General features: G+C 60.3%; 16 protein-coding genes and 1 riboswitch. Of the genes, 3 read left to right on the top strand and 13 right to left on the bottom strand.

What is annotated here, in order from left to right:
- Positions 1-78: 78 nt before the first annotated feature.
- Positions 79-295: riboswitch (cobalamin riboswitch) on the bottom strand.
- A 57-nt stretch (positions 296-352) separates the two neighbouring features.
- The 8 genes from C8K61_RS17715 to C8K61_RS17680 all read right to left on the bottom strand — a co-directional run bounded on the left by C8K61_RS17715 (position 353) and on the right by C8K61_RS17680 (position 6,121).
- The gene (locus C8K61_RS17715; RefSeq protein WP_108097603.1) at positions 353-673 is read right to left on the bottom strand and encodes a hypothetical protein; all 321 of its coding nucleotides are present in this window, start codon (positions 671-673) and stop codon (positions 353-355) included.
- A 12-nt stretch (positions 674-685) separates the two neighbouring features.
- A complete protein-coding gene (locus C8K61_RS17710) occupies positions 686-1,348 on the bottom strand; it encodes an O-methyltransferase (RefSeq protein ID WP_108097602.1) in 663 nt (220 codons plus the stop codon).
- A gap of 60 nt (positions 1,349-1,408) precedes the next feature.
- Positions 1,409-1,933, bottom strand: a complete 525-nt coding sequence (locus tag C8K61_RS17705; protein WP_108097601.1) for a C40 family peptidase — start codon at positions 1,931-1,933, stop codon at positions 1,409-1,411.
- A gap of 179 nt (positions 1,934-2,112) precedes the next feature.
- A complete protein-coding gene (locus C8K61_RS17700) occupies positions 2,113-2,745 on the bottom strand; it encodes a C40 family peptidase (RefSeq protein WP_108097600.1) in 633 nt (210 codons plus the stop codon).
- A gap of 67 nt (positions 2,746-2,812) precedes the next feature.
- Positions 2,813-3,586: an NAD-dependent deacylase gene (locus tag C8K61_RS17695; protein WP_108097599.1), complete on the bottom strand. Its 774-nt coding sequence runs from the start codon at positions 3,584-3,586 to the stop codon at positions 2,813-2,815.
- Between the two features lie 88 nt (positions 3,587-3,674).
- Positions 3,675-4,346 carry a DNA-3-methyladenine glycosylase I gene (locus tag C8K61_RS17690; RefSeq protein WP_108097598.1) on the bottom strand — a complete coding sequence of 224 codons (672 nt, stop codon included), beginning with the start codon at positions 4,344-4,346 and terminating at the stop codon, positions 3,675-3,677.
- 47 nt (positions 4,347-4,393) lie between these two features.
- Positions 4,394-5,218 (bottom strand): tRNA 2-thiocytidine(32) synthetase TtcA, encoded by an 825-nt coding sequence (gene ttcA, locus C8K61_RS17685; protein WP_108097597.1) that lies wholly within the window; start codon positions 5,216-5,218, stop codon positions 4,394-4,396.
- An 81-nt stretch (positions 5,219-5,299) separates the two neighbouring features.
- Positions 5,300-6,121 (bottom strand): DUF547 domain-containing protein, encoded by an 822-nt coding sequence (locus C8K61_RS17680; protein WP_218277821.1) that lies wholly within the window; start codon positions 6,119-6,121, stop codon positions 5,300-5,302.
- A 112-nt stretch (positions 6,122-6,233) separates the two neighbouring features.
- On the opposite strand from C8K61_RS17680, the gene C8K61_RS17675 reads away from it, so the two are divergent.
- From C8K61_RS17675 to C8K61_RS17665, 3 genes are all read left to right on the top strand, one after another.
- On the top strand, positions 6,234-6,854 hold the full coding sequence (locus C8K61_RS17675) for a DNA-J related domain-containing protein (RefSeq protein ID WP_108097596.1): 621 nt from the start codon (positions 6,234-6,236) through the stop codon (positions 6,852-6,854).
- Positions 6,855-7,021: 167 nt separating this feature from the next.
- The gene (locus C8K61_RS17670; protein WP_108097595.1) at positions 7,022-7,621 is read left to right on the top strand and encodes a Yip1 family protein; all 600 of its coding nucleotides are present in this window, start codon (positions 7,022-7,024) and stop codon (positions 7,619-7,621) included.
- Positions 7,622-7,730: 109 nt separating this feature from the next.
- The gene (locus C8K61_RS17665; protein WP_108097594.1) at positions 7,731-8,225 is read left to right on the top strand and encodes a SprT family zinc-dependent metalloprotease; all 495 of its coding nucleotides are present in this window, start codon (positions 7,731-7,733) and stop codon (positions 8,223-8,225) included.
- A gap of 82 nt (positions 8,226-8,307) precedes the next feature.
- On the opposite strand, the gene C8K61_RS17660 is transcribed toward C8K61_RS17665, so the two are convergent.
- The 5 genes from C8K61_RS17660 to C8K61_RS17640 form a co-directional block, all read right to left on the bottom strand.
- Positions 8,308-8,613, bottom strand: coding sequence for an NIPSNAP family protein (locus C8K61_RS17660; protein ID WP_108097593.1), 306 nt, complete (start codon positions 8,611-8,613; stop codon positions 8,308-8,310).
- 46 nt (positions 8,614-8,659) lie between these two features.
- A complete protein-coding gene (locus tag C8K61_RS17655; protein ID WP_256589478.1) occupies positions 8,660-9,199 on the bottom strand; it encodes a hypothetical protein in 540 nt (179 codons plus the stop codon).
- A 77-nt stretch (positions 9,200-9,276) separates the two neighbouring features.
- A complete protein-coding gene (locus C8K61_RS17650; RefSeq protein WP_108097591.1) occupies positions 9,277-10,458 on the bottom strand; it encodes a CaiB/BaiF CoA-transferase family protein in 1,182 nt (393 codons plus the stop codon).
- Between the two features lie 33 nt (positions 10,459-10,491).
- A complete protein-coding gene (locus tag C8K61_RS17645; protein ID WP_108097590.1) occupies positions 10,492-11,310 on the bottom strand; it encodes an amidohydrolase family protein in 819 nt (272 codons plus the stop codon).
- A gap of 17 nt (positions 11,311-11,327) precedes the next feature.
- The gene (locus C8K61_RS17640) at positions 11,328-12,467 is read right to left on the bottom strand and encodes an acyl-CoA dehydrogenase family protein (RefSeq protein WP_108097589.1); all 1,140 of its coding nucleotides are present in this window, start codon (positions 12,465-12,467) and stop codon (positions 11,328-11,330) included.
- Positions 12,468-12,498 lie beyond the last annotated feature (31 nt).

Raw genomic sequence — 12,498 nt, 5'->3', positions numbered from 1 at the left:
GCTGATTTGAGGCTAGCGGAGAATTACAGACGCACGGGTGGCAGGAAGCCACACGACGCCAAGCAAAGCCCTCCGCAATGCCATGGAACTGCGACAGGCCGGTCTCCGGGCTTATGAGCGTGGCCGGATGCGGCCAACAGAAAATCGCGCCTTCCCATGACGAATCACAGTGGCTTTGCGGGTTTTCAGCTCAATTACCGTTGCGGGGGCAGCGTCGGATTGAAGGCACGAGAGGTGCCATTACCGACTTCCCTGTTTCACCTCTAGAAGAGGCACCTGAAGCAAGGCTGGCAGGGTAGAGGGTTGGGGGTTGAGCGTCAAATTGGCTGATGGGCCCGCTGCTGAAATCTTTTCAATGCCTGGGCATAAACCCCGGTGGCTTGCTCGCCAACCACTCAACAAACGTCTGCAAGCGCTCATCACTGAGCAGCGCCTCGCGACTGCTGTAGGTCAACGCCAGCTCTTTTTCGCTGAACAACCGATGAATCTGGTTATGGCACGCCCGGCACACCCACAGCGTGGCGGTGATGCGTTCGCTCTTGGCGAACTGTTTCTGCACGTAGGGTTTGTTGTGCAGCGCCTTGGGGATGAGGTGGTGGCGGGTCAGCGGCACGGGGCGCCGGCACAGTTCGCACTGGTCCGGCTGGGGTGGCAGGCGTATCGGTTCAGGCATGGGCGAGCTGTATCAGCGTTTGCGGCACAGGGTCAGGCCGTCGCCGATGGGCAGTAATGACAGGTCGACACGCTGGTCATTCTTCAGCCGCCGATTGAGGGTCTGGATCGCGCGAGTGTCGGCGCTGTCCGGTGACTGCTCAAGCACCCGGCCGCTCCACAGGGTGTTGTCGAACAGAATCACCCCGCCTTTGCGCACCAGGGCCAGAGCGTGTTCCAGGTACACCGGGTAGTTGGCTTTGTCGGCATCGATAAAGATCAGGTCGAAGCTTTCGCCGCGCCCTTCGCGCTCCAGTTGCCCGAGGGTTTCCAGGGCGGGCGCCAGGCGTAGCTCGATGCGTTCTTGCACCTCGGCCTGGAACCAGTAACGACGGGCGATGTGGTTGTAGTCGCCCGGCAGGTCGCAGCACAGCAGGTGGCCGTCTTCGGGCAAGGCGCTAGCCATGCACAGGGCGCTGTAGCCGGTGAAGGTGCCGATTTCCAGCAGGCGTTTGGCGCCGGTGAGCTTCACCAGCAGCGCGAGGAACTGGCCCTGCTCGGGCGCCACTTGCCAGCGCGCCATGGGCATGGCCTGGGTTTCGTCACGCAGGCGTTTGAGCAGCGGGGTTTCACGCAGGGACACATCGAGCAGATAGCTGTACAGCGCATCATCGAGCGAGAGGGTGCGGGCAGTCATGCAGTCCATCCTGGGCAGAAAAAACGAAGGGTCTAGCGCACCACTGTTATTGCCGGCGGGTCACGGTGTGCGTGCCAACCGATCGGGACTCAGCACGCGCTTGGCGTCGACATAGCTTTTCAGCCAATAGGCGGTGGACAGACTGTCCAGGCGGACGGTGCCGCCGCTGGACGGCGCATGCACGAAGCGCCCTTCGCCGACGTAGATACCGGCATGGCTGACCTTGCCGCCACCGGCCGTGGCAAAGAACACCAGGTCGCCGGCCTGCAACGCCTCACGTTTGATGCTTGGCGCGCGCATGCTGATCAGCTCGCGGGTGGAGCGCGGCAACGAGATACCGGCGGCGTCACGGTACACATAGCCAATCAGGCCGCTGCAATCGAAACCGCTGTCCGGGGTGTTACCGCCATAGCGATACGGCGTGCCGACAAGGCCGAGTGCGCGGAACAGCACATCATCCGCCGCAGCAGGCTGTTCAGCGCTGGGCGGGGCATAAACGATGGGTTTTGCGGGGGGTGGGGAGCTGGCGCATGCCGTGAGCAGCGCAGCGAGTAATACGAGTAGCAGACGGGCCGGAGCGGGCATAAGCGAGGCGGCTCAGAGGTGGTTCGGCGTACTCTGCCCTTGAGAAGCGCGTGGCGCAAGGGTTGGTTGAGAATTGGCGTTTGCAGGAATCGAGGCTGAAGCCTCGAGTTTTTGACTTTGTGTACCGCCAGAAACACAAAACCCCCGATTAACGGGGGTTTTGTCGGTAACCGACTGGCTTATGGATGCAGTGGGTTACGGCTGGTCTGCGCGGTGTTCACCGAGGCCAGGGCCAGAGCGCGTTTGGCTTCGATGAAGGTGCGGCTCCAGTACTTGTCGTCCAGGCTGTCTACCCGCACTCCGCCGCTTTTGCTGCTGCTGGAGTGGATGAACTGGTCATCGCCCAGGTAGATACCGGCGTGGCTGACGCGGCCACGGCCACGGGTGCTGAAGAACAACAGATCGCCCGGTTGCAGATCATCACGGGCCACCAGCGGCGCGTCCAGGTTGATCATTTCGCGGGTAGAACGCGGCAGGCTCATGCCCGCCTCTTCCTTGAACAGATAACCGATAAAGCCGCTGCAGTCGAAGCCGGTGTTGGCCGAGGTACCACCGAAGCGGTAACGGGTGCCCACCAGCGACAGGCCATGGGCCAGGATGCTGTCAGCGAAGGTCGGAAGTTCGTACGGTTGGTCCTGAGCGAAGTCCGGCAATGGGTCAAGGCCATCATCGTCGACATCTTGATCAGCAACTTGCTGGCTGCTGGTTTGCTTAGGAACTTCAGCGTTTTGTGGGGCCGGCTGATAGCCAGCGCATGCCACAAGGAACACTGAGAGTGCGAGGGGCACGAGGGGTGCAGAGCGTTTGAGCATGGGCACGACCGTGGACGAAAAATTTATGAAGGCGCGAATATGCCTTCCATAACGGTTATATGCAAATTTAATTGGCCAGAGTGTGACTCAGTAGTATCGGCAACACATCTAACGCTTTTCCGCGAATATGGACGTCCACATACGGGCTCAAAGCCCCGTCCTGCGGGTTGATTTCAACGGTAAAGCCCCCCGCCTGGCGCGTGCGCAGCACCGGTTCGGCAATGTACGGAAAGCTCGCTGTAGTACCCACCGCGATAACCAGATCAAAACCCTTGCGAAGCTCGTCGTAGAGCGTTTCGATGGCTTTTTCGGGAAGCATCTCCTCAAATAAAACGACCGGCGGTCGGAGAACGCCCGCACATTGTTCGCACCTCGGTGGCAACGGGCGGTCCAAGTGCCCCGCCAATTCCTCGCTCACCGCCCCGCATGATTGGCAGGACAACGGCGCCAGCTCGCCATGGATTTCGATCAAGCGCTCTGGGTCGCAACCGGCCTGGCGGTGGTAGCCATCAATGTTCTGCGTCAGCACCCAGCATCCGGGTTTACGCCGCTGCAGCTCGGCAATCGCATAGTGGCCGGCGTTGGGTTTGGCGTTCAGGCAGGCGCGCCCGAGTTCGGCCAGGTACTTCCAGCACAGCGCCGGATCGCGCTGCAGCATGGGCCCGGACAACGCCGCCTCGATGGGAATGCCTTCAGCTGTTTCGCCGTTATACAGGCCGCCCAAGCCACGATAGGTGGGCAGGCCTGAGTCAGCCGACAATCCGGCTCCGGTGATAATCAGCAAGCGCTCGGCGCGCTGCAGGGCTTCAACTAGACGTGGGTCCGTCAACAAACACCTCATCCTGTGGGAGGGGCTTTAGCCGCGACGCGTCTGATTTTTGCGTTTGCAGGAGTCGCGGCTGAAGCCCCTCCCACAATTAACCAATGACTCAATGATTGACGGTGTGCGCCAACATCCACGACAGCTGCGCCATGGGCCGGCCGCTCTGTTCATGCCAGGTGTTGAATGCCGCCTGCACAGCGGCCAGCTCTTTGAGGCTGGTGGGGGCTTTGTCGATGATGTCCTGGGCTTTCAGTGCCGCGACCACATCTTCAGCCGGGATAAAGGTGTCTTTGCCCACCATGCGCAAAAAGCGCATCGCCGACAGCCCGCCCAACTGGCTGCCGTGCTTGGCCAGGTACTTCCACAGGCCGACGATATCGGTGACCGGCCAATCGGCAATCAACGCGCCGAAACTGCCCTTTTCCTTGGCCACATCCAGCACGAACTGCGCGTTGCGCGGCACGCTCCTGAGCTTGCCCAGGTGGCGGATGATGCGCGCGTCCTGCATCAGCCGTTCGAGGTGGTCGGCGCCCATCAGCACCACCTTCTCTGGGTCGAAACCGAAGAACACCTGCTCGAACGCCGGCCATTTGGTGTCGACCAGGCTGTGCTTCAGCCCGGCACGAAAAACCCGTAAAGCAATCAAGGACAAATAACGGTCGTCAGTGATGTTGCGCAATTGCGCTGGGGTTTTGACGGTGGGCAGTTGCGCGTCCAGTTTGGCCTGCGAACCGAAGCGGTTCAGACAGTATTCGTTCAGCCATTTGTAGTCGCGCATTCAGCGTCCTTCTATATATAGAGGCGAAGTGTCGTGAAGTCGGTGAATTACAGGTTCATCACATCAAGAAACCGCGACGGCGCACTTTCGTCGATGCGCAGGTTCTCGAAGTCGAACAGCTTGCGGTCAGCCAGTTGCGAGGGCATCACGTTCTGCAGGGCGCGGAACATGATCTCGGTGCGGCCCGGGGTTTTACGCTCCCACTCCAGCAGCATTTCCTTGACCACCTTGCGCTGCAGGTTTTCCTGCGAGCCGCAGAGGTTGCACGGAATGATCGGGAAACCTTGCAGCTCGGAGTAGGCCTCGATGTCCTTCTCACTGCAGTAGGCCAGCGGACGGATCACCACGTTGCGGCCGTCATCGGCGCGCAGCTTGGGCGGCATGGCCTTGAGGGTGCCGCCGTAGAACATGTTGAGGAAGAAGGTTTCCAGGATGTCGTCGCGGTGGTGCCCGAGGGCCATCTTGGTCGCGCCGATCTCGTCGGCGAAGGTGTACAGCGTGCCGCGGCGCAGGCGCGAGCACAGCGAGCAGGTGGTTTTTCCTTCCGGCACCTTTTCCATGACCACCGAATAGGTGTCTTTTTCGACGATGTGGTACGGCACGCCGATGCTTTCCAGGTATTGCGGCAGTACGTGCTCGGGGAAGCCAGGCTGCTTCTGGTCCATGTTCACCGCGACGATCTCGAACTGGATCGGCGCCACCTTCTGCAGGTGCAGCAGCACATCGAGCATGGTGTAGCTGTCTTTGCCGCCCGACAGGCAGACCATCACCTTGTCGCCGTCTTCGATCATGTTGAAGTCGGTAACAGCCTCGCCGGCCTGACGGCGCAGGCGTTTCTGCAGTTTGCTTTGATTAACCGAAAGGGTGCCCATGGTGCGAAAGGTCCGGAAGTGCTGAACGCGAAGGCGCGCATTTTACGCAGAAAGCAGCATTTCCCCTACCCCGTGCGGCGCTTATTGCTTGTTCAAATCCCAGTCAAAGCGATAGCGGGTCTTGCCGTCGAAGGCTTTGAGCTTCTGCGCCAGGGCCGGTTCGGCGTATTTCAGCAGGTGCTCGCGCACGCCCTGCTCGCCGCCAAAGTCATCGGCGTACCAGTCGTAAATGCGCGATAGCACCAGCTGTTTATCTTCAAACGCCACGCCGCGCGGGTCGTTGATATAGGCGCGAGCGCCGTCGTTGAGCTGTTGTTCAGTGTTCTTGGTGCTGAGGGTAAAGGCCGGCAGATTGGGACAACCGAGGCTCGCGCAGTTGAGCACGTAAAACACCCGCGGATCTTTCCAGATCGGGCGAAGGATGCGGTGCTGTATATCGTTGAGGGTGAGCTTCTGGCCAGCCACTTCGGTGACCTTCTTGTCCCATGGGCCGAACTGGTACCAGGCGCCCAGGCTGGTGATCGAGTCCACCGGGTATTTCTTCAGCACCAGTTGGGTGACCAGGGCGTTGTACAGGTTGACCCAATAGGCAAACTGTTCGGCGCGGGTGAACTGACGCGGGTCGAGGTCGCTGAGCTGCTCGATATAGACGTCGAGCAAACGGCGGTGCACCGAATCGACATGGGCATAGTCGAAGCGGGCAATGCCGTCTTTCGGGCTGGTCTTCAGGTAGCGGGTCAGCAGTTCCTGCCAGGCGCTGTGGTCGATGTGGGCGGCGCGGCTTTCGTCGCTGGCATTCCACATGTCCCACAAATCGGCAGAAGGTGCGGCCCACGCAGAACCAGAGAGCAGGCCAGCGAACAGCAGAGAAACAGTGACGAACAAGGTGCGCAACCGGCGCATACGATAATTCTCCATAACGGCTACACGGACCGTAGTCTGCTGCGTGGGACAGGTCCGAACCTTGCGAGTTCCGCCACACAAGCCCGTCCGTTCGCTGTGCTAGGCTGCGGCCATGACTGCCACCCCCTCCTCCGCCCTGCCCGTTGAACTGGATAACAGCCTGGATCTGGCCGATCAGGTGCTGTTATTGCTGCGCGAAGCCTCCGATGGCTGCAGTGAATACCAGTTGATTCAGCAGCTGAAAAAACGCCACTCCACCCACATTCCCAACCTCGGCCTGGCCGACAAACTGGTGCTGTTTCGCACCCACTTCCTGTTGTTCAACGCGCTGTACCAATTACGCGACCGCCTGTGGCAAGAGCAAAGCGCGCACCTGGCGATCAACCCGTTATGCGTGCAATTGCTGCCCTATAGCGCTGGCCAGGCCAGCCTCAGCGAAGCCGACCCGTTGCGCGAGTACTACCTCGATACGCGGCATTTACGCGACACCAGCGAGGGTGATGTAGAGAAACTTCTCACCAGTTTCTGGAAGCGCATGCAGGGCGGTGACGAAAAGCGTGCGGCACTGGAGTTGTTCGAACTCGACAACAGCACCGAGGCGCTCAATCTCGCCACTATCAAACAGCGTTACCGTCAGCTCGTCAGCCAGCACCATCCGGATCGCGGCGGTAGCACTTCGCGGCTGCAGTCGATCAATCTGGCCATGGAAATTCTTGCCCGCTATTACCGCTGACATTTAGAGACTGATTTGCTCTAAAACCACGCCCCACGCGGCCTCCAGCCCCTGCCTATACTGCGACATACGGTCGCATTGGTTCGGCCCTGCACCCTGCGCAGCTACTCACGCACGCCGGGCGCTACGCTGGGGGGCGACCGTTATAACAAGAGGAGGTGTCTCGTATGATCCATCACGTTTGGGGGCTTTTCGCGCATCCTGACCAAGAGTGGCAAGAGATCCGTGGCGAAGAAGAAAGCATCAGTCACATGTATCTCACCCATGTGCTGATTCTCGCCGCGATTCCCGCAGTTTCTGCCTATATAGGAACCACCCAGGTCGGCTGGACCGTGGGCAACGGCTCCCCGGTGATGCTGACCGAAGCCAGCGCGCTGTGGATGACTGTCATGACGTACCTGGCGATGCTCGGTGGCGTGGCCGTCATGGGCGCCTTCATCAACTGGATGGCGCGAACTTACGATGCAAGCCCGGACATGGGCCGCTGCGTGGTCTTCGCTGCTTACACGGCAACACCGTTATTCATCGGCGGGCTCGCAGCCCTCTATCCCAACCTGTGGCTGGCCATGTTCGTTGGCACCGCCGCGATCTGTTACACGGTCTACCTGCTCTACGTTGGCATACCGACCTTTATGAACATTCACCAGGACGAAGGCTTCCTGTTCTCCAGCTCGGTGCTGGCAGTGGGCCTGGTGGTGCTGGTGGCAATGATCGCGATGTCCGTGATCTTCTGGGAGATGGGTGTAGGCCCTGTCTACACAAGTTGACACCTGCCTGAGCGACACAACGAAACCGCCGTTTGGCGGTTTCGTTGTTTTAGGCAAGTGGCCGGCGGCGCGCTTGGGCATAATCGCGCCTGTTATCCGGAGGAACTCGATGCCCGAACTGCTTAATGCTCGTGTCGAGGCTTGCTACCAACAAGCCGAAGCGTTTTTCAGACGCCGCTTTACCCGCCCCGAAGTCAGCCTCAAGTTACGTGGGCAAAAAGCCGGGGTGGCCCATCTCGATGAAAACCTGCTGCGCTTCAACCCCCAGCTGTACCGCGAAAACCAGGAACACTTTCTCAAGCAAACCGTGGCCCATGAGGTCGCGCACATGATCGCCCGCGAAATGTTCGGCCCGCACATTCAGCCCCACGGCGAGGAATGGCAACTGATCATGCAGGGCGTCTACGAACTGCCGGCCGACCGCTGCCACACCTACGAGATCCAGCGCCGCAGCGTGACCCGCTATGTCTACAGCTGCGCCTGCCCCGACCGCGACTTCCCCTTCTCCGCCCAGCGCCACACCCTGGTACGCAAAGGGCGGCGCTACTACTGCCGCAGCTGCAAAGCGACCTTGGTGTTTAGCGGTGAGCAGCGGGAAGAGTAAAAAGCATCGCGACTGAAGCCGCTCCTACAGGGGATCACCGTTTAACTGTAGGAGTGGATTTAGCCGCGATGCTCTTGAAACATTACTCAAACACCGGCCTGAAAAAGCTGCGTTCATAACTGAGAACGCACTGGGTGTCCTGCGCGTACTGAAACGCGGCCAGGCACTCGGGGTCTTGCATCGAGTCGTGTCGGTACTGCTCGTAAGTCGCCAGGCTGGGGAAAGTGAACAGCGCCAGGGCGATGTTGTTGGCGCCTTCGGACGGCAGAAAGTAGCCGTGATGCTGGCCGCCGAAGCGCTCTACCAACGGAATCCACAGTTTGCCGTAGCGCTCGAATTCCTTGAGCTTGTTTGGGTCGAGCACGTAGCGCAGGTAGCAGGTGACCATCGGGTTTATCTCAGTAACGGTGTTGGCGGAAATCGAGGCTGTTGGTCTATTTGACCGGGAAATCCTTTCCCCACAAGCGCACGGCCTTCGGCCCTTCCACCGGCCCTTCGAAGATAAATTTCTGCCGCACGCCGATCTTCGCCGGTACGGTCAGTTCTTCCGGGTTGGCGCTGTCGGGGGCCAGGTTGCTGGCGTAGTCTTCCTGGTCAATGGCGAGCAGGGCGCCGTTGTCCCACAGGTTGATCAGACGCACCGGTTGCTCGGTGAGGTTTTTGAAGCCGATCAACACGCTCAGGTTGCCCTCGACCGCCTCGACTTTCAGCAGCTTGACCTCGACCTTGCCGGCCAACTGATCGTACTGCGAGATGATCACCGCACCGTCGGCACCCTGGGTCGATTTGCGGCCTTCGGTCACACCTTCAGAGGCGCCGCCGAGCAGGTTTTTTCCCGCCGAAATGGCCGATGAAACTGCGGCCTTGGCAGAGTCCTTGAGAGTACTGCCCTCGCCCGCCGGCTCTTCGGCGCAGACCATGCCGGCGCCCAATAGCAGTGCCAGCGCCATGCTTGTCCGTGAAAGCTTGCCCATCAATATTGCTCCTTGTGCGCCGGTTTCGTAGGGCGTGTTCGCCCTACGTGGAACCCGCTTTTTAGCACAGGAGCCGATCAGGCCACCACTTTACCGGCGCGCAGTGTAGCGACCTGCTCAATGCTGTAACCCAATTCCGCCAACACCTCGGCGGTATGGGCGCCGACTGGCGCACCGATATGTCGAGGCGCCGGCAAGCCGCTGGAGAACTTGATCGGGCACGCCATCTGCCGCTGCGGCGTGCTGCCTTCGCGCGGCACCTCCACCACCAATTCACGAGCCTGCAGTTGCGGGTGCTCAACGGCTTCCGCCAGGCTCAGCATCGGCTCGACGCAGGCATCCAGGGCGGAAAAAATCTCGCCCCACTCGGCGAAGTTGCGCTTCTCGAACTCGAGTTGGATCTGCTGTTTCAGTGCTTTCTGCTGCTCCGGTTTGGGCGACAGGCCATGGGCAGCCAATTCTGGCCGGCCGATGGCCGCGCAGAGCTGCTGCATAAACTGCGGCTCCAGGCTGCCCACGGAAAACCAGCGGCCATCGCGGGTACGGTAGTAGTCATAAAAGCTGCCGCCGTTCAGCGCCTGGCTTTGCATCTTCGGCTCTTCACCGCAGGCGAGGAAACCCGCACCCGCCATGGCGTGAAGACTGAAGGCGCAGTCGGTCATGCTCACGTCGATGTACTGCCCCTGCCCCGTTACCTGGCGCTGAATCACTGCCGCCAGCAAACCCATCACCCCGTGCAGCGAACCGCCAGCAATGTCTGCCGCCTGGATGCCCAACGGCAGCGGGCCACTGTCCAGACGCCCGGTCTGGTCGGCGATGCCGGACAGCGCCAGGTAGTTGATGTCGTGGCCCGCGCGATCCTTGTAAGGTCCGGTCTGGCCATAGCCGGTAATCGACACATAAATCAGCTTGGGGTTGATGGCCTTGAGCGCCTCATAGCCGACGCCCAGCTTGTCCATCACCCCCGGGCGAAACTGCTCAAGCACGATGTCGTAGTCCTGCACCAGTTGCTTGACCACCTCCACCGCCGCCGCCTGTTTCAGGTCCAGGGCGATGCCACGTTTGTTGCGGTTGAGGTAGGCATGGCTGGCAGCCACGCCGTTGTCGTGGGGCGGCAATACCCGCACCAGGTCCATGCGACTCGGCGATTCCACCCGCAGCACCTCGGCGCCCATATCGGCCAGCAAAAGCGAGGCAAAGGGGCCGGGAAGCAGCGTGGAGAAATCGAGAATCTTCAGCGACGACAGCGGGCCTTTCATGGCGCATTCCTTTTTATTGTTGGGTTGCCTGACCTACAGCTTAAAAACCTGACGAGCGTTGCCGTGGAGGAACTTGCCGAGCACGTCCTCACTCAAGCCCAGTTCGTGCACCTGGCCCATGCATTTTTCCAGGGACAGCTGCGGGAAGTTGCTGCCAAACAGCACTTTGTCCTGGCCATAACTACGCATGAACTGCAGCAGCTGCGGCGGGTAGTAACGCGGTAGATAGGCCGAAGTATCGATATAGATGTTGTCGTGCTTCCAGGCCAGGCCGATCATTTCATCGGTCCACGGATGGCCGATGTGCCCGGCAACAATGCGCAGCTCGGGGAAGTCCAGCGCCACTTCATCCAGATACGGCACCGGTCTCCCGGTTTCCGACGGCATCAGCGGACCGGTATGGCCCACCTGGGTGCAGAACGGAATATCCAGCTCGATGCATTTCACGTACAGCGGGTAATACAGGCGGTGGTTGGGCGGCAGTTTCCACAGCCACGGCACAATGCGCAGGGCCTTGCAGCCATGCTCGCTGACCGCCCGCTCCAGCTCCCTAACGGCAGCTACCGGCTTGCTCAGATCCACCGTCGCCACGCCAACAAAACGCTCGGGGAAGGCGCGGGTAAACACCGCCACTTCATCGTTTGTGCACAGCCAGCGCTCGGGGCGACACCAGGCGGCGAGCATCAATTTGTCGACCCCGCCCTGATCCATCAGCGCCACGGTTTGCGCCGGGTCCAGATGCCGATCGAGCAAGTGCGCCGAGCCGGATTTCTCGAACAGGCGCGCCACTTCCGGCAGCTCCTGATGGGTGCGGCCAGTGGCGACCTGGGCCCAGGCGTCGATGGCATTCATGACGTAGCCTCCTTATTTCAGAGCTTCATGCCGCGGCTGATGATCTCTTTCATGATTTCCGAGGTGCCGGCAAAAATCCGCTGAATACGGGCGTTCGCGTACATCTTGCAGATCGGGTATTCCCACATGTAGCCCCAGCCACCATGCAGTTGCACACCTTCGTCGACCACCTTGCCAAGCAATTCGGTGGTAAACAGTTTGGCCTCGGCGGCAACTTCCGGGGTGAGTTTTTTCTGGTTGTGGTCCATCACGCAGCGGTCGACGAAGACCTGGGCGACGTCCACCTGGGTGCGCATTTCGGCGAGCTTGAATCGGGTGTTCTGGAAGTGCGAAATCGGCCGATCGAAGGCCTTGCGCTCTTTGACGTAATCGATGGTCACCTGCAGCGCCGCCTCAGCCCCACCGACTGCGCCACAGGCGTTGGTCAAGCGTTCCTGGGCGAGCATGTTCATCAGGTAGAAGAAGCCGCCCTTGGCATCGCCGAGCAGGTTTTCCTTGGGCACTCTGACGTTATTGAAGAACAGTTCGGCGGTGTCCTGGCTCTTCATGCCGAGTTTTTTCAAGTTGCGCCCGCGCTCGAAACCTTCCATTCCACGTTCCACCAGGAACAGGCCCATGGCGTGCTTGTTCGCCGGGTCAGTCTTGGCCGCGACAATCACCACGTCGGCGAGCAGGCCATTGGAGATAAACACCTTGGAGCCATTGAGTTCGTAGTGGTCGCCCTTGTCGACGGCGGTGGTGCGCATGCCCGCCAGGTCGGAACCGGCACTCGGTTCGGTCATCGCCACAGCGAGGATGCATTCGCCGCGAATGATGCCCGGCAGAAAACGCGCCTTCTGTTCGGCGTTGCCGTAGTCAGCGATATACGGGCCGCACAATGCCGAGTGCAGCGGCAACATAAAGCCAGCCTCGTTAATGTTGGCCAGCTCCTCGCACATGATCTGCTCGTAGCGAAAATCCTTGAGGCCGCTGCCGCCGTATTCCTCATCAGCCCAGGGCAGCAGAAAGCCCATCTCGCCGGCCTTCAGCCACACCTCGCGGCTGACCACCCCGGCTTCTTCCCAGGCGTCCTGATGAGGCACCACTTCCTTCTGCAGAAACGCGCGAAAGGCGTCGCGAAACAGGTTGTGTTCGGTGTCGAAATGGATGCGTTGCATGTGGGGCTCCCTGCGAATTTATTGTTCCGCA

The sequence above is a fragment of the Pseudomonas sp. GV071 genome (assembly GCF_003050835.1).
In the GTDB taxonomy this organism is placed as follows: domain Bacteria; phylum Pseudomonadota; class Gammaproteobacteria; order Pseudomonadales; family Pseudomonadaceae; genus Aquipseudomonas.
This window is presented reverse-complemented; position numbering and strand designations above follow the sequence as displayed.

Bases quoted from the DNA above. Each gene is read 5' to 3' on its own strand.
- C8K61_RS17655 (WP_256589478.1), bottom strand. From the start codon at position 9,199: ATGGGCAAGCTTTCACGGACAAGCATGGCGCTGGCACTGCTATTGGGC.
- C8K61_RS17700 (WP_108097600.1), bottom strand. From the start codon at position 2,745: ATGCTCAAACGCTCTGCACCCCTCGTGCCCCTCGCACTCTCAGTGTTC.
- ttcA (WP_108097597.1), bottom strand. From the start codon at position 5,218: ATGGGCACCCTTTCGGTTAATCAAAGCAAACTGCAGAAACGCCTGCGC.
- C8K61_RS17675 (WP_108097596.1), top strand. From the start codon at position 6,234: ATGACTGCCACCCCCTCCTCCGCCCTGCCCGTTGAACTGGATAACAGC.
- C8K61_RS17670 (WP_108097595.1), top strand. From the start codon at position 7,022: ATGATCCATCACGTTTGGGGGCTTTTCGCGCATCCTGACCAAGAGTGG.
- C8K61_RS17665 (WP_108097594.1), top strand. From the start codon at position 7,731: ATGCCCGAACTGCTTAATGCTCGTGTCGAGGCTTGCTACCAACAAGCC.
- C8K61_RS17695 (WP_108097599.1), bottom strand. From the start codon at position 3,586: ATGAGGTGTTTGTTGACGGACCCACGTCTAGTTGAAGCCCTGCAGCGC.
- C8K61_RS17645 (WP_108097590.1), bottom strand. From the start codon at position 11,310: ATGAATGCCATCGACGCCTGGGCCCAGGTCGCCACTGGCCGCACCCAT.
- C8K61_RS17710 (WP_108097602.1), bottom strand. From the start codon at position 1,348: ATGACTGCCCGCACCCTCTCGCTCGATGATGCGCTGTACAGCTATCTG.
- C8K61_RS17690 (WP_108097598.1), bottom strand. From the start codon at position 4,346: ATGCGCGACTACAAATGGCTGAACGAATACTGTCTGAACCGCTTCGGT.
- C8K61_RS17650 (WP_108097591.1), bottom strand. From the start codon at position 10,458: ATGAAAGGCCCGCTGTCGTCGCTGAAGATTCTCGATTTCTCCACGCTG.
- C8K61_RS17660 (WP_108097593.1), bottom strand. From the start codon at position 8,613: ATGGTCACCTGCTACCTGCGCTACGTGCTCGACCCAAACAAGCTCAAG.
- C8K61_RS17640 (WP_108097589.1), bottom strand. From the start codon at position 12,467: ATGCAACGCATCCATTTCGACACCGAACACAACCTGTTTCGCGACGCC.
- C8K61_RS17705 (WP_108097601.1), bottom strand. From the start codon at position 1,933: ATGCCCGCTCCGGCCCGTCTGCTACTCGTATTACTCGCTGCGCTGCTC.
- C8K61_RS17715 (WP_108097603.1), bottom strand. From the start codon at position 673: ATGCCTGAACCGATACGCCTGCCACCCCAGCCGGACCAGTGCGAACTG.
- C8K61_RS17680 (WP_218277821.1), bottom strand. From the start codon at position 6,121: ATGCGCCGGTTGCGCACCTTGTTCGTCACTGTTTCTCTGCTGTTCGCT.